At 73.3% G+C, this 15,359-nt stretch carries 15 protein-coding genes; 3 read left to right on the top strand and 12 right to left on the bottom strand.

The window, feature by feature from the left end; translation table 11 throughout:
- Positions 1-836: 836 nt before the first annotated feature.
- From tyrS to HGA03_RS14545, 12 genes are all read right to left on the bottom strand, one after another.
- Positions 837-2,099, bottom strand: coding sequence for a tyrosine--tRNA ligase (tyrS, locus tag HGA03_RS14600; protein ID WP_168631016.1), 1,263 nt, complete (start codon positions 2,097-2,099; stop codon positions 837-839).
- 94 nt (positions 2,100-2,193) lie between these two features.
- Positions 2,194-2,934 (bottom strand): DNA-3-methyladenine glycosylase, encoded by a 741-nt coding sequence (locus tag HGA03_RS14595; RefSeq protein WP_373307723.1) that lies wholly within the window; start codon positions 2,932-2,934, stop codon positions 2,194-2,196.
- Positions 2,935-3,190: 256 nt separating this feature from the next.
- Entirely contained in the window at positions 3,191-3,769 is a 579-nt protein-coding gene (locus HGA03_RS14590; protein ID WP_239073757.1) for a uridine kinase family protein, read from the bottom strand.
- The gene (argH, locus tag HGA03_RS14585) at positions 3,770-5,182 is read right to left on the bottom strand and encodes an argininosuccinate lyase (protein WP_168631014.1); all 1,413 of its coding nucleotides are present in this window, start codon (positions 5,180-5,182) and stop codon (positions 3,770-3,772) included. It abuts the gene before it with no gap.
- Entirely contained in the window at positions 5,175-6,413 is a 1,239-nt protein-coding gene (locus HGA03_RS14580; protein ID WP_168631013.1) for an argininosuccinate synthase, read from the bottom strand. Before HGA03_RS14580 ends, argH begins: the two co-directional genes overlap by 8 nt.
- A gap of 35 nt (positions 6,414-6,448) precedes the next feature.
- Positions 6,449-6,985: an arginine repressor gene (locus HGA03_RS14575; protein ID WP_168631012.1), complete on the bottom strand. Its 537-nt coding sequence runs from the start codon at positions 6,983-6,985 to the stop codon at positions 6,449-6,451.
- On the bottom strand, positions 6,982-7,911 hold the full coding sequence (gene argF, locus HGA03_RS14570; RefSeq protein ID WP_168631011.1) for an ornithine carbamoyltransferase: 930 nt from the start codon (positions 7,909-7,911) through the stop codon (positions 6,982-6,984). Before argF ends, HGA03_RS14575 begins: the two co-directional genes overlap by 4 nt.
- Positions 7,908-9,155, bottom strand: coding sequence for an acetylornithine transaminase (locus tag HGA03_RS14565; RefSeq protein ID WP_168631010.1), 1,248 nt, complete (start codon positions 9,153-9,155; stop codon positions 7,908-7,910). Before HGA03_RS14565 ends, argF begins: the two co-directional genes overlap by 4 nt.
- A complete protein-coding gene (gene argB / locus HGA03_RS14560) occupies positions 9,155-10,123 on the bottom strand; it encodes an acetylglutamate kinase (RefSeq protein WP_168631009.1) in 969 nt (322 codons plus the stop codon). Before argB ends, HGA03_RS14565 begins: the two co-directional genes overlap by 1 nt.
- Entirely contained in the window at positions 10,120-11,283 is a 1,164-nt protein-coding gene (gene argJ / locus HGA03_RS14555) for a bifunctional glutamate N-acetyltransferase/amino-acid acetyltransferase ArgJ (RefSeq protein WP_168631008.1), read from the bottom strand. Before argJ ends, argB begins: the two co-directional genes overlap by 4 nt.
- The gene (argC, locus tag HGA03_RS14550; protein ID WP_239073767.1) at positions 11,280-12,329 is read right to left on the bottom strand and encodes an N-acetyl-gamma-glutamyl-phosphate reductase; all 1,050 of its coding nucleotides are present in this window, start codon (positions 12,327-12,329) and stop codon (positions 11,280-11,282) included. The genes argJ and argC overlap by 4 nt, the downstream gene beginning before the upstream one ends.
- A gap of 48 nt (positions 12,330-12,377) precedes the next feature.
- Positions 12,378-12,896 carry a GNAT family N-acetyltransferase gene (locus HGA03_RS14545; protein WP_308439777.1) on the bottom strand — a complete coding sequence of 173 codons (519 nt, stop codon included), beginning with the start codon at positions 12,894-12,896 and terminating at the stop codon, positions 12,378-12,380.
- Between the two features lie 29 nt (positions 12,897-12,925).
- Here HGA03_RS14545 and HGA03_RS14540 point away from each other — a divergent pair, with 29 nt between their 5' ends.
- From HGA03_RS14540 to HGA03_RS14530, 3 genes are read left to right on the top strand one after another with little or no spacing between them, the layout of a single operon-like run.
- Complete coding sequence (locus HGA03_RS14540; protein WP_168631006.1) at positions 12,926-13,630, top strand: alpha/beta hydrolase; 705 nt, start codon at positions 12,926-12,928, stop codon at positions 13,628-13,630.
- Positions 13,631-13,653: 23 nt separating this feature from the next.
- Positions 13,654-14,637: a quinone oxidoreductase family protein gene (locus HGA03_RS14535; protein WP_168631005.1), complete on the top strand. Its 984-nt coding sequence runs from the start codon at positions 13,654-13,656 to the stop codon at positions 14,635-14,637.
- Positions 14,634-15,341, top strand: coding sequence for a DsbA family oxidoreductase (locus HGA03_RS14530; RefSeq protein ID WP_168631004.1), 708 nt, complete (start codon positions 14,634-14,636; stop codon positions 15,339-15,341). Before HGA03_RS14535 ends, HGA03_RS14530 begins: the two co-directional genes overlap by 4 nt.
- Positions 15,342-15,359 lie beyond the last annotated feature (18 nt).

The following is a 15,359-nucleotide window of genomic DNA, read 5'->3' as shown; positions in this document are numbered from 1 at the left end:
GCAACCGACACACAAAGTGGCACCCCACACTCACATGCAAGGCACCGTTCAGATTCGGCTAATCGAACACGACCCGGACGGGGTCCAGATCGCATCCAGTCAACCAAAGACTTCAACACCCCTCACCGGCCCCCGAATAGGAACCAGATCACGACGTCGAGCCATTTGGCATCAACTACTTAGGCACACTGTTGAGTTCTCAAAGAACAGACGCGCATCCTCTTTCGGCTCCTGGTGGAGCTTCCGGCCGGAGGCTTCGTTCTCAAGCTTACCAGATCTTCTCGGTTTGTTTTCCCGCCGTTTCCGGCTGGATCTGCATTCCGTTCCGATCTTGTTTCCAGCTTACCAGACCATTTCGGCTTGTTTTACCGGCCGTTGCGGCCCGTTCACTCACCTGGTCTGGCACCGGCGCAACCTTACCAGCGCCGAAGCGCCTGTCGGTCTTGCCGGGGGGTGGCCACCCGCGGGACCAGCCACCGGGTTGTTCCTCGGTGTCCGTTCCTCCCTGCCGGGCGACTCGGAGAACATTACGCAGCACGCTCGCTCAGCGTCAAATCCGCAGGTCGGCGCCACCGAATCCGGCCGCTGACCTGCGCGGACGCTCGCGATCCACCGCGGTGGGTCGCTCGACAGGGTGCCCGTGCGGGCCATCCCGTCGTTCGGTTGTCGCTCCAGAGTGCCCCCGGCCGGGACGCTGCGCCAGTGGAATCCGGTGATCGGCCGGCCACGCACCTCCACGGATACGGCCGAGGGGCGGACCCGGTGTCCCGGTTCCGCCCCTCAGGTACGTGCCCTCCTCGATCCCGGCCGACGAGCTCGGGCTCAGCCCACCACTATCAGCCCACCACGCGCGCCGCCGCCAGGGTGCGCTTGCCCCGGCGGACCAGCACCCACTGGCCGTGCAGCACGTCGTCGGCCCCGAGGGTCTCCGCCTCATCGGTGACCTTGCGGTTGTTGACGTACCCGCCGCCCTCGGCGATCGCCCGCCGCGCCGCTCCCTTGGAGGGCACGATCCCGATGGCCGCCAGCACATCGACGATCGGGTCGCCGATCCGGACCTCGGCGGTGGGCAGCTCCGCGGTCGCCGCCGCCAGGGTCGCAGCATCCAGGACGGTCAGGTCCCCGCCGCCGAACAGTGCCCGGGACGCGGCGATCACCTTGTCGGTGGCGTCCTTCCCGTGCACCAGGCTGGTCACGTCGTAGGCCAGCGCGCGCTGCGCCTCGCGGGCGGCCGGCCGCTCCGCGGTGATCCGCTCCAGTTCGGCGATCTCCTCCCGGGTCCGGAAGGTGAACACCTTGAGGAAGCCGATCACCTCGGCGTCGTCGGCGTTCAGCCAGAACTGGTAGAAGGCGTACGGGCTCATCATCTCCGGGTCGAGCCAGATCGCCCCGCCCTCGGACTTGCCGAACTTGGTGCCGTCCGCCTTGGTGATCAGCGGGGTGGTCATCGCATGCACGGTCGACCGCTCGGTCTTGCGGATCAGCTCCACCCCGGACAGCAGATTGCCCCACTGGTCGTTGCCACCGGACTGCAGGGTGCAGCCGTAGCGGCGGTGCAGCTCCAGGAAGTCCATCCCCTGCAAGATCTGGTAGCTGAACTCGGTGAAGGAGATGCCCTCCTCACTCGCCAGCCGCCGGGCGACGGTGTCCTTGGCCAGCATGGTGCCCAGCCGGTAGTGCTTGCCGACCTCGCGCAGGAAGTCGATCGCGGACAGCTCGCCGGTCCAGTCCAGGTTGTTGACCATCCGGGCCGGGTTGTCCCCGCCGAAGTCCAAGAACCGCTCGATCTGCGACTTCAGCCGCTCCACCCACTCGGCGACGGTGTCCTTGGTGTTGAGCACCCGCTCCCCCGACATCCGTGGGTCGCCGATCAGGCCGGTGGCGCCGCCGACCAGGGCCAGCGGGTGGTGACCGGCCAGCTGGAGGTGCCGCATCACGATCAGCTGGACCAGGTGACCGTGGTGCAGGCTCGGCGCGGTCGGGTCGAAGCCGACGTAGAAGGTCTGCGGCCCGGAGCCGAGGGCCTCCCGCAGGGCCTGCGCGTCGGTGGACTGGGCGATGAGCCCGCGCCAGGCGAGCTCGTCCAGGATGTGCGTCACGTCGTACTCCTCACAATCTCCCGTGCGGGCCTGCCGCACAGTCTGCCGGGGCCGGTCGACGGGCAGCGACGACGCGCCCGGACCGGCAGGGGTGTCATGCCGGCGTCGCCCCGCGCTGCGGGCTGTTCCTCGACGCCGGCCGCCGATACGCCGGGCGATACGCGGAGACGGTCGGCTCCCCGGTCAGCCACAGCCGCCACGGGAAGCGCGTCGCGTCGCCGCCGTCACCGCTGACCCCGACCCGGGGCCCGGTGGCATGCGGCGGGCGGGGGCCGTCCGGGCGCCGGCGCAGCACCAGGTCGCCGACGGGTTCGGTGACGTCGGCGCCGTTGGCGGACAGATCGAGGCCGAGGGCGACGGTCAACCGGGCGGGGCCGCGGGCGATCTGGCGGTCGGAGTCGACCACCCCGGCGGCGGCACGGCGGGCACGGGCCAGGTCCACGCCCTGCACCACCTCACCGGCACGCAGGAGGACGGCGGAGGCGCGCCCGGCGGGGCCGGTGACGATGTTCATGCAGTGGTGCAGGCCGAGATGGCGGTAGACGTACACCCGGCCGGGCTCGCCGAACATCACCGCGTTGCGGGCGGTGCGGCCGCGGAAGGCGTGCGAGCCCGGGTCGTTCTCCCCGTCGTAGGCCTCGACCTCGGTCAGCCGGATCGTCACGTCCCCCTCCGGGGAACGAGCGGTGACCAGGGCGCCGAGCAGGTCGGCGGCGACGTCCAGGGCGGGACGCTGGTACCAGCTGCGGGCGGGGACCGGCAGGGCCTCGACCGGGATCGGCGCGGCAACGCCGTCGGGCCCGCGGGGGGCGACGGGGTCCGGGGCCTGGGTCACGGGCCCATCCTGCCGCATCGGGCGAGGGGAGCCGGGTGCTGTCCGGCAGGTGTCGGCCCCCGGGCTGGGCGGGCCCGTCGTACGGTCCAGCGGTCGCCCTACCCGTTCGGCAGATCTCGGCCCCGTGTACTGGGCAGCGCCGCCGCTGAGCCCAGCAGTCGTCCCCAGGTCTCGGCCCCGGGGGCCGGGCAGCTCCGCCGCCGAGCCCGGCGGGCGTTCCCCGGTCTCGACCCGGGGAGGTCGGCAGCCTCGCCACTCAGTCCAGCGGGTATCCCCGCCCGTCCAGCCGGAGGTCGGCGCGGGCGCGGGTGTCCTCGGCGGCGTAGAGCGCCCGCTCGTCGGTCATCCAGCGCAGCCAGTGCGGGCGGGCGTCGTCGCCGTCGCGGGCCAGGCCGCGGGCAAGCCGCTCGTCGTCGGTGGTCTCGACCCAGATCAGCAGGCTCGACCAGCGGGACGGGGCGCGCGAGCCGGCACCGCAGCCCTCCACGAGCAGGACGTCGGTCGCGGGGACCGGGTGCGGTTCGGCCAGCTCGCCGGCGCCCCAGTCGTAGCGGCGGTAGCTCGCGGGCCGTCCGGTGGCGAGCGGGTGCAGCACCTCCTCGTGCAGGCGGTGGACGCCGGCGACCAGGCCGGACCAGCCCGGGTAGAGGTCGTCCATGTGCAGCACGGGGGCGTCACCGAGCGCGCCGGCGAGGGCGGCGGCCAGGGTGGTCTTGCCCGATCCGGCCGGGCCGTCGATCAGCACCAGCCGGGTGCTCCCGAGCCGGGGCGGGGCGGCCCCGACCCGGGCGGTGATCGCGGCGACGGTGCCGGCGGGCGGTCCGGCGCCGGGCACTCAGCGGGTCCAGTCCCGCAGCTCGGCGGCGCGGGCGCGGGCGCGGTCGAGCTGCTCGGCGACCCGGACCGGGGCGGTGCCGCCGCGGGCGTCGCGGGAGGCGACCGAGCCCTCGACGGTGAGCACGTCACGCACCGCCGGGGTCAGGTGCTCGGAGATCGCGGACAGCTCGTCGTCGGTGAGCTCCCACAGCTCGATCGGCGGGGTGTGCTGCTCGCAGGCCTGGACGCACGCCCCGGCGACCTCGTGCGCGATCCGGAACGCGACGCCCTGGCGGACCAGCCACTCGGCGATGTCGGTGGCCAGCGAGAATCCCTGCGGGGCGAGCGAGGCCATCCGGTCGGTGTCGAACCGCAGGGTGGCGACCATCCCGGCGAAGGCGGGCAGCAGCACCGAGAGGGTGTCCACCTGGTCGAAGACTGGCTCCTTGTCCTCCTGCAGGTCGCGGTTGTACGCCAGCGGGAGGGACTTGAGGGTGGTGAGCAGCCCGGCCAGGTCGCCGACCATCCGACCCGCCTTGCCGCGGGCGAGCTCGGCGACGTCCGGGTTCTTCTTCTGCGGCATGATGCTCGACCCGGTGGAGTAGGCGTCGTCCAGCCGGGCGAAGCCGAACTCGTGGGTCGACCAGAGCACGACCTCTTCGGCGAACCGGGACAGGTCGATGCCGAGCATGGCGCTGACCCAGGCGAACTCGGCGACCACGTCCCGGGCGGCGGTGCCGTCGATGGAGTTCTCCACCGGGGCGTCGAAACCGAGGTCGGCGGCCACTGCGGCCGGGTCGAGGCCGAGCGAGGACCCGGCCAGTGCCCCGGAACCGTAGGGCGACACCGCGGCGCGGCGGTCCCAGTCGGTGAACCGCTCGACGTCGCGCAGCAGCGGCCAGGCGTGTGCCAGCAGGTGGTGGGCGAGCAGCACCGGCTGGGCGTGCTGCAGGTGGGTGCGGCCAGGCATGATCGCCTCCTCCGCCGCCTGCGCCTGCCCGATCAGGGCGTCCACCACGTCCAGGGTCAGACCGGCCAGGTGCCGGGCCTCCTGGCGCAGGTACATCCGCACCAGGGTGGCGATCTGGTCGTTGCGGGACCGTCCGGCGCGCAACCGGCCGCCGAGGTCGGCTCCGGCCCGCTCCAGCAGGCCGCGTTCCAGGGCGGTGTGCACGTCCTCGTCGTCGGGCGCCGGGGTGAAGGCCCCGGACTCGACGTCGGCCAGCAGCCGGTCCAGGGCGTCCAGCATCCCGGCGAGCTGGTCATCGGTCAGCAGCCCGGCGGCGTGCAGCACCCGGGCGTGCGCCTTGGACCCGGCGATGTCCTGCGGGGCGAGCCGCCAGTCGAAATGCGTGGACCGGGACAGCTCCGCCAGGGCGTCGGCCGGGCCGCCGGCGAACCGGCCGCCCCACAACGCGACGTGCTCAGACATCGATCCCGCCCTGCTGCCCCAGGTCCTCCCCGTTGCCGAACTTCACGTCGCGGGCCGCGGCGAGCTTGGAGGACAGGCCGTAGATCTCGATGAAGCCCCGGGCGGCGGACTGGTCGAAGGAGTCGCCGGTGTCGTAGGTCGCCAGGTTGAAGTCGTACAGGCCGGAGTCCGAGCGGCGGCCGGTGACCGTGGCGCGACCACCGTGCAGCTCCATCCGGATCTCGCCGCTGACGTAGCGCTGGGTGTCGTCGATGAAGGTGTCCAGCGACTTCTTCAGCGGGGAGAACCACTGGCCGTCGTAGACCAGCTCGGTCCAGCGCTGCTCGACCTGGCGCTTGAACCGGGCCTGCTCGCGCTCGACGGTGACGTTCTCCAGCTCCTGGTGCGCGGCGATCAGCGCGACGGCGCCGGGCGCCTCGTAGACCTCGCGGGACTTGATGCCGACCAGCCGGTCCTCGACGATGTCGATCCGGCCCACACCCTGGGCTCCGGCGCGGCGGTTCATCTCCTGGATCGCCTGCAGCGGGCTGACCGCCACCCCGTCCAGCGCCACCGGCACGCCCTGCTCGAAGGTGATGACGACCTCGTCGGCGACCGGCGGGAAGGTCGGGTCGTCGGTGTAGGTGTAGACGTCCTTGGTCGGACCGTTCCAGATGTCCTCCAGGAAGCCGGTCTCCACCGCGCGGCCCCAGACGTTCTGGTCGATCGAGAACGGGTTGTGCTTGGTGGTGGCGATCGGCAACTGCTTGCGCTCGGCGAACTCGATCGCCTTGTCCCGGGTGAGCGCCAGGTCGCGGACCGGGGCCAGGCACTTCAGGTCCGGGGCGATGGAGGTGATGCCGACCTCGAACCGGACCTGGTCGTTGCCCTTGCCGGTGCAGCCGTGGGCGACGGTGGTGGCGCCGAACTGGCGGGCGGCCCGGACCAGGTGCTTGACGATCACCGGGCGGGACAGCGCCGAGACCAGCGGGTAGCGGTCCAGGTACATGCCGTTGGCACGCAGCGCGGGCATGCAGTACTCGGCGGCGAACTCGTCCCGGGCGTCCGCGACGTAGGCCTCGACCGCACCGCAGTCGAGCGCACGGCGGCGGATGGTCTCCAGGTCCTCGCCGCCCTGGCCGACGTCGACCGCCACGGCGATGACCTCGGCGCCGGTGGCCTCGGCGATCCAGCCGATGCCAACGGAGGTGTCCAGCCCGCCGGAGTAGGCGAGGACGACGCGATCAGTCATGGTTCTTGTTCCTTCGGGTGAGTCGAGGTGGGAGGTCAGGCGGGGGGCAGGGCCGGGGAGGCCAGCTCCAGGAAGCGGGCGGCCAGGGCGTTGCCCTCGGTCCCCTCGCGGGCGATCACCAGGATGGTGTCGTCCCCGGCGATGGAACCCAGGACACCGGGCAGCACCGAGTGGTCGATGGCGGAGGCCAGGAACTGGGCGCCGCCGGGCGGGGTGCGCAGCACCACCAGGTTCTGGTTCGCCTCGGCGGTGACCAGCAGTTCGCCACACAGCCGGGCCAGCCGGGCGGCCAGTGCCTCGGCGTCGGCCACCGGCAGCGGGGTCCGGTCGCCGCCCTCGGCGGGAACCGCGTAGGCCAGAGCGCCGTCCGGGGTGCGGATCTTGACCGCGCGCAGCTCCACCAGGTCGCGGGACAGGGTGGCCTGGGTGACGGTGACCCCGTCGGCGGCGAGCAGGTCGGCCAGTTCGGACTGGGAGTGCACGGCCTGCCGGGACAGCAGGCCGGTGATCAGGGCGTGCCGGGCCGCCTTGGTGCTGGGCACCCGGCCGGTGGTGGCGGCGGGTTCGGTCATGAGCGCTCCAGTACCCAGGTCAGCAGCGCCTTCTGGGCGTGCAGCCGGTTCTCGGCCTCGTCCCAGACCACCGACTGCGGTCCGTCCAGCACTTCCGCGGTGATCTCCTTGCCGCGGTAGGCGGGCAGGCAGTGCAGCACCAGCGCGTCCGGGGCCGCGAGGGCCAGCGCCGCGGAGTCGAGCCGGAACGGCACGAACGGCCGCTCACGCTCGGCCGCCTCGGCCTCCTGACCCATCGAGACCCAGGTGTCGGTGGCGACCGCGTCCGCACCGGCGACGGCCGCGGTGAGGTCGTCGGTGACCTGGACCGAGCCACCGGTGGTCGCGGCGATCTCCGCGGCCCGGGACACCACGTCGGCAGCCGGCTGGTACGCCGCCGGGGTGGCGATCCGCACGTGCATCCCGGCGGTGGCGCCACCGAGCAGGTAGGACTGCGCCATGTTGTTCGACCCGTCGCCGGTGTAGGCCAGGGTCAACCCGCGCAGCGCCCCGACACCGCCCCGGTGCTGGGCGATCGTCAGCAGGTCCGCGAGCACCTGGCACGGGTGGAAGTCGTCGGTCAGGGCGTTCACCACCGGGACGCCGGCCCGCGCGGCCATCTCCTCGATCCGGGCCTGCGCGTGGGTGCGCCAGACCACCGCGGACACCTGCCGGCCGAGCACCCGCGCGGTGTCCGCGATCGACTCCCGGACGCCGATCTGCGCCAGGTTGCCGTCGACCAGCAGCGGGTAACCGCCGAGCTCGGCGACACCGGTGGTGAAGGACACCTGGGTGCGCAGGGTCGGCTTGTCGAAGATGATCGCGACCGCGCGCGGGCCGTCGAGCGGGCGGCGGGCGAACCGGTCCGCCCGCAGCAGGAACCCGAGCTCCAGTACCTCGGTCTGTTCGGCGGGCGTCAGGTCGTCGTCGCGCAGGAAGTGCCTCACGCCGGGGCCTCCGTCAGGTGGTGCGGCAGGGCCGCGAGGAACTGGGTGAATGTGGCTGCCTGCTCGGCGGTGAGCAGGTACGGCGGTGCGAGCCGGATGGTGGTCGGCGTACACGGGTTCACGATGAAGCCGGCCGCCAGCGCCCGGGCCGCCACCTGCGCGGCGACCGGGGCGGCGAACTCCACCGCGATCAGCAGCCCGGCACCACGGACGTCGGCGATCAGCGGGTGCGCGGTGGCCAGCTCGGTCCGCCACTGCCCGCCCAGCCGGTCGACGTGTGCCAGCAGGCCGTCCCGCTCGATCACGCCGATGGTGGCCAGGGCGGCGGCCGCGGCGACCGGGTTCCCGCCGAAGGTGGTGCCGTGCTGGCCGCGGCCGAGCAGCGTGGCCGCCCGCTCGCCGTAGGCCACCACCGCGCCGACCGGGATGCCGCCGCCGAGCGCCTTGGCCAGGGTCACGACGTCGGGGGCGATCCCGCCGCCGATCTCCGGGCGATGGCTGGCCAGCCAGGCCCCGGTGCGGCCCATGCCGGACTGCACCTCGTCCAGGATCAGCAGCGCACCGGCGTCGGCGGTCAGCTCGCGGGCCTTCGCCAGGTAGCCGGGCGGCATGGCGCGCACCCCGACCTCGCCCTGGATCGGCTCGATCACCAGGGCGGCGACGGTCTCCGGCTCGGCGAAGGCCGCGGTCAGCGCGTCGGTGTCGCCGAAGGGCAGGAACTCGACCCCGCCGGGCAGCGGCTCGAAGGGTTCGCGGTAGGCCGCCTTGGAGGTCAGGGCAAGCGAGCCCATCGTCCGGCCGTGGAACGACCCCTCCAGCGCCAGGATCCGGGTGCGGCGACCGGAGTCGTTGTTCCGGCGGGCCATCTTGAACGCGGCCTCGTTCGCCTCGGTGCCGGAGTTCGCGAAGAACACCCGCGAGCCCTCCGGCGCACCGGTCAGGCCGATCAGCCGCTCCGCCAGCGCGATCTGGGTCGGGCTGGCGAAGAAGTTGGAGATGTGCCCGATGGTGCCGAGCTGGGCGCTGACCGCGGCGGTCAGGGTCGGGTGCGCGTGACCGAGGGCGTTCACCGCGATCCCGCCGAGCAGGTCGAGGTACCGGGTGCCGTCGGCGTCCCACACGTAGCAGCCCTCGCCACGGACCAGCACCCGCTGCGGCGGGCCGAAGGTGTCCATCACGGCGTGGGTGTAGCGCTCGGTCCAGTGCACCACCGAGTCCGTGCCGGTGAGTTCCAGGTCCGACATCAGGGCACCTCCGGGTGGACCAGCGGGATGGGGGCGGTGAAGGGCGAGGGCACCGGCTCGTCGTCGGGGAGCACCATGGTGCCGATCCCCTCGCTGGTGAAGACCTCGATCAGGATGGAGTGCGCGCGGCGGCCGTCGATCACGTGCGCCCGGCCGACCCCGCCGGTGACGGCACGCCAGCAGGCCTCCATCTTCGGACGCATACCGGTGGCCAGGCCGGGCAGCAGTTCGGCCAGCCCGGAGGCCCGGATCCGGCGGACCAGCGATCCCTGGTCCGGCCAGTTGGTGTACAGGCCCTCGACGTCGGTGAGCACGATCAGCTTGCGGGCCTCCAGCGCCACCGCCAGGGCGGCCGCCGCGGTGTCCGCGTTCACGTTCAGCACCTGGGTCGGGTCGTCCAGGTCCGGGGCGATGGTGGAGACCACCGGGATCCGGCCGGCATCCAGCAGGTCGTGCACGGCGCCGGGGTTGACCTGCACCACGTCGCCGACCAGGCCGACGTCCACCTGCTCGCCGTCCACGGTGGCGGTGCGGCGCCGGGCCTGCAGCAGCCCGCCGTCCTCGCCGGACAGCCCCACCGCGTAGGGGCCGTGTGCGTTGAGCAGGCCGACCAGCTCACGGGACACCTGTCCGGTGAGCACCATCCGGACCACGTCCATCGCCTCGGGGGTGGTCACCCGCAGCCCGCCACGGAACTCGCTGACGATGCCGAGCCGGTCCAGCATGGCGTTGATCTGCGGGCCGCCGCCGTGCACCACCACCGGCCGCAGCCCGACCTGCCGAAGGAACACCATGTCCTCGGCGAAGGCGCGCTTGAGCCGCTCGTCGATCATCGCGTTGCCGCCGTACTTGACCACCACCAGGGAGCCCGCGAAGCGCTGCAACCAGGGCAGCGCCTCCAGCAGCACCTCCGCCTTCTGGTCCGGGCGCAGGTCGGTGTGGATGTCGAAGTCGTCGGGCATGCTCATGTCGAGTACGCGCTGTTCTCGTGGACGTAGTCGTGGGTCAGATCGTTGGTCCAGATCGTCGCGGTGGCCTGGCCGGCGTGCAGGTCGACGTCCACCCGCACCTCACGCGCCGAGGCCAGGTCCACCCCCTCGCGCGGGTCGCCGACACCGCCGGCCCGGCAGACCTGCACGCCGTTGATCGCGACGTCGATCAGCGCCGGGTCGTACGGGGCGACCTCCTCCGGCACCGTGCCCGCCGCGGCCAGCACCCGGCCCCAGTTCGGGTCGTTGCCGAAGACCGCGGCCTTGAACAGGTTGGACCGGGTGATCGCCCGGGCGACCGCGACCGCGGCGTCCTCGCTGCTGGCGTTCGCGACGGTGACCGCGATGTCGTGGCTGGCGCCCTCGGCGTCGGCGACCAGCTGCCGGGCCAGGTCGTCGCTGAGCGCCCGCAGCTTCTCGGTGAAGTCCGCCGGGTCGGGGGTGACGTCCGAGGCGCCGGAGACCAGCAGCAGCACGGTGTCGTTGGTGGACATGCAGCCGTCGGAGTCGACCCGGTCGAAGGTGGTCCGGGTGGCGGCGCGCAGCGCGGCGTCGGCCTGCTCGGCGGTCAGCACGGCATCGGTGGTGAGCACCACCAGCATGGTGGCCAGCCCGGGGGCGAGCATGCCCGCACCCTTGGCCATGCCGCCCAGCGACCAGCCGTCACCGGCGACCGTGGCCTGCTTGGACACGGTGTCGGTGGTCATGATCGCGGTGGCGGCAGCCGGCCCACCGTCGGGGGTGAGCGCGTCCGCCGCGGCCGAGACCCCGGCCAGCAGCGCGTCCATCGGCAGCCGCTCGCCGATCAGGCCGGTGGAGCAGACCAGGACGTCGCCGGGCGAGGTGTCCAGCACGGTGCCGGTGTGCTCGGCGGTGGCGTGTGCGTCGCCGAAGCCCTCCGGGCCGGTGCAGGCGTTCGCCCCGCCGGAGTTCAGCACCACCGCGTGCGCGATGCCGTCGGCCACCGCCTGGCGGGACCAGACCACCGGTGCGGCCACGATCCGGTTGCTGGTGAACACCCCGGCGGCCACCTGCAGCGGGCCGTCGTTCACCACCAGCGCGACGTCGGGCTTGCCGGAGGGCTTCAGGCCGGCGGTGACACCGGCGGCCCGGAAGCCCGCGGGGACGGTGACGCTCACGGGGCCACCCCTTCCACGGTCAGGCCCAGGGTCTCGGGCAGGCCGAGGGCGAGGTTGAGGGACTGGACGGCGGCACCGGCGGTGCCCTTGACCAGGTTGTCCAGCGCGCAGACCGCCACCACCCGGCCGGCCTTGCGATCGACCGCGACCTGTACCAGGGCGGTGTTGGCGCCGGTGGTCCACCCGGAGGCGGGCCACTGGCCCTCGGGCAGCAACTGGACGAACGGCTCACCGTCGTAGGCGGCGGACCAGGCGGCCCGCACGTCGTCGGCGGTGGCGCCGGCGGCCAGCGGGGCGGTCACGGTGGCCAGGATGCCGCGGGACATCGGGACCAGCACCGGAGTGAAGGACAGCCGGGCGTCCGGCAGCCCGAGGTTCTGCAGGATCTCCGGGATGTGCCGGTGGGTGCCGCCGACCGCATACGGCAGCGCGGACCCGGCGGCCTCCGCGGCGAGCAGGTGCGGCTTGAGGCTGCGGCCCGCGCCGGAGTAGCCGACCGACAGCACGGCGACGATGTCCGGGTCGATCAGCCCCGCGGCGACGCCGGGCTGGATGCCGAGGGTGACCGCGGTGACGTTGCAGCCCGGGACCGCGATCCGGCGGGTGCCCGCGAGCGCCGCGCGCTGCCGGGCCGGGGCGGTCTCCCCGGCGTGCAGCAGCTCGGGCATCCCGTACGGCCAGCTGCCGGCGTGCGCACTGCCGTAGTACTCCTGCCACGCCTCGGCCGAGGTCAGGCGGTGGTCGGCGCCGAGGTCGACGACCACGGTCTCCGGCGGCAGCTCGGCGGCGATCTGGCCGCTGGCCCCGTGCGGCAGGGCGAGCACGACCACGTCGTGCCCGGCGAGGGCGTCGACGGAGGTGGGCGCCAGCACCCGGTCGGCCAGCCCGCGCAGGTGCGGGGCGTGCGCGCCCAGCGGGGTGCCGGCGTTGGAGTGGGCGGTGAGCGCGCCGATCCGCGCCTCGGGGTGGCCGAGCAGCAGGCGGAGGGTCTCACCACCGGCGTAGCCACTGGCGCCTGCCACGGCGACGGAGAACGACATGTGCATGACCATACATCCGACTGCACGTCGATTCATCATCGGCGCGCTGAACACTCACCTCAGCGGCAACGGTTCCACCGCGGGCACCGGGTCGGTGGCCAACCGGGCATGGGTCTCCACGTCGAACCGCTCGGCACCGTAACGGAGCCTGGCCCGCTCGATCCCCTCGGCCGCGAAGCCCGCCGCGGTCGCCACCCGGCAGGAGGCAGGGTTGTTCACCCGGTGCCCGAGCTCCAGGCGGACCACCCCCTCGGCGAAGGCCAGCGCGGCGACGGTTGCCAGTCCCCGGGTGGCCAGGCCCAGGCCCCGGGCGGCAGGGGCGAGCCAGTAGGAGGTCCACCCGGTGCCGTGCCGGTGCTCGATGGCGGTGACCGCGACGCTGCCCACCACCCGGCCGTCCAGCACCACCGCGCGCACCACCCGGGTGTCGTCGCAGAGCAGGGTGCGCCGGATGTGATCGGCCGCCGACCCCAGCTCGCCGGTCTGGCGGACCAGCTCCGGGTCGGCACGCAGGGCCGCGGCGAGGTCGTCGGCGTCCTGGACCTGCCAACGGCGCAGGTGAGCATCGATCACCCGGCCATCCTGGCACTAGCGTGCTCGCCATGACCGCGACGCTGCACACCCCGGACCAGAACCCCGACTCCCCCGGCACCGTGCTGGTGCTCGCCGGGGGCGGCTACCACGATCGCGCCCGGCACGAGTCCGAGGACGTCGCACAGTTCCTGGCCGAGCACGGGGTGCGCGCCGCCTGGCTGGACTACCCGGTCGCCCCCGCCCGCTACCCGGAGGCGCTGCACCAGGTGCTGATCGCCGTGGCCGGGTTGCGCGCACACGGCCCGGTCGCCGTGCTGGGCTTCTCCGCCGGTGGGCACCTGGCCGGGACCGCTGCCACCGCCACCACTCAGGAGCTGGCCGACGCGGCGGCTCTGGCCGGTCTCGACCCGGCCCAGGTCACCCGGCCCGACGCCGCGGTGCTCTGCTACCCGGTGGTGTCGATGATCGACCTGCCGAACATCGGCTCCCGGCTCAACCTGATCGGGACCGACGACGACGCCCCGGCGCGGGCACTGTCGGTGGAACTGCGGGTGGACGCGGACACCGGCCCGGTGTTCGCCTGGCACACCGCCGACGACGCGGTGGTCGGGGTCGAGCACTCCCTCACCCTCGCCGCGGCGCTGCGCCGGCATCAGATCCCGGTCGAGTTGCACGTCTACCCGCACGGACGGCACGGACTCGGCCTGGCCACCGGACAGATCGACTGGACCACTCCCCTGCTGCGCTGGCTGGGCGACCAGGGAATCGCCTGAGCAGCGAGGGCGTTGCCGACGTCATGCACGCGATCATCGCCACCGCAGCCGGTGGACCCGACGTCCTGGACTTCATCGAGGTCGACGACCCGACCCCCGGCCCGCGGGACCTGCTGGTCCGCGCAGTGGCCGCCGGGGTCAACTTCATCGACACCTACCGGCGCTCGGGGGTGTATCCGATGACCTACCCGCACGTGGTCGGTTCCGAGGGCGCCGGCGAGGTGGTGGCGGTCGGCGCCCAGGTGGAGGGCTTCGCGGTCGGTGACCTGGTGGCCTGGGCCGATGCGCCCTCCTCCTACGCCGAGCTGGTGGTGGTCCCGGCCCGGGTCGCGCTGCCGGTGCCCGCCGGGGTGGACCCGCTGGTCGCTGCCGCACTGCCGCTGCAGGGAATGACCGCGCACTATCTGGTCGCCTCCACCTTCCCGGTGTCCGAGGGCCAGGACGTGCTGGTGCACGCCGGGGCCGGTGGGGTTGGGCTGCTGCTCACCCAGTTGGCCGTGGCCCGCGGCGCGCGGGTGATCAGCACGGTCGGCAGCCCGGAGAAGGAGGAGCTGGCCCGGGCGGCCGGCGCCACCGACGTGATCCGGTACACCGAGCTGGCCGACCTGACCGAGGAGCTGCCCGCGATCGTCCGGGGACTGACCGGCGGCAAGGGCGTGCACACCGTCTTCGACGGGGTCGGCCGGTCCACCTTCGACGCCTCGCTGGCCTCGCTGCGACCCCGGGGCGGCCTGGCCCTGTTCGGTGGCGCCTCCGGCCAGGTGCCCCCGGTGGACCCCCAGCGACTGAACCGCGCCGGGTCGGTGTTCCTGACCCGGCCGACGCTGGCGCACTACACCGCCAGCCCGGAGGAGACCCGCTGGCGGGCCGGCGAGCTGTTCGACGCGGTGGCCGGCGGCACCCTGGATGTGCGGATCGGCGCGCAGTTCCCGCTGGAGGACGCCGCCGAGGCCCATCGCGCGCTGGAGGGCCGGGCGACCACCGGCAAGGTGGTGCTGGTCGCATGAGCATCACCGTCGAGATCTGGTCCGACATCGCCTGCCCGTGGTGCTTCATCGGCAAGCGCCGGTTCGCCACCGCCCTGGCCGGCTTCGACCGCCGGGACGAGGTCGAGGTGGTGTGGCGCTCCTTCGAGCTGGACCCCACCGCCGAACACTCCCACCAGCACCCCGGGATGACCGAGGCCGAGCTGCTGTCCAGCCGCAAGGGGCTGCCCGAGGCGCAGGTGCGGCAGATGTTCGCTCAGGTGACGCAGGTCGCCGCCGGAGAGGGCCTGGCCTACGACTTCGACCGGGTGGTGCCGGCGAACACCTTCGACGCGCACCGGCTGGTGCACCTCGCGGGCGACCGCGGCGCCGACCTGGTCGAACGGTTGATGAGTGCGCACTTCGAGCACGGCCGGGTGATCGATGACCTGGACGAGCTGGTCGCGATCGCGGCGGAGGCCGGGCTGGACGCGCGGGCGGTGCGCGCCGGGCTGGAGTCCGGCGCGGGGGCCGAGGCGGTCCGGGCCGACGAGGCGGAGGCCCAGGCACTGGGCGTGACCGGGGTGCCGTTCTTCGTCGCCGACCGGCGGCTGGCGGTCTCGGGTGCCCAGCCGGTGGAGGTCTTCACCCGGCTGCTGACCGAGGCGTTGCCCGCTCCCCGGCCCGCGTTCGTCACGGTGCCCGGCGCCGCCGACGCGGAGGCCTGCGGCCCCGACGGCTGCTGAGCGCCCGCCAGGACGCAC

Source organism: Cellulomonas denverensis (assembly GCF_012396125.1).
Taxonomy (GTDB): Bacteria; Actinomycetota; Actinomycetes; order Actinomycetales; family Cellulomonadaceae; genus Cellulomonas; species Cellulomonas denverensis.
This window is presented reverse-complemented; position numbering and strand designations above follow the sequence as displayed.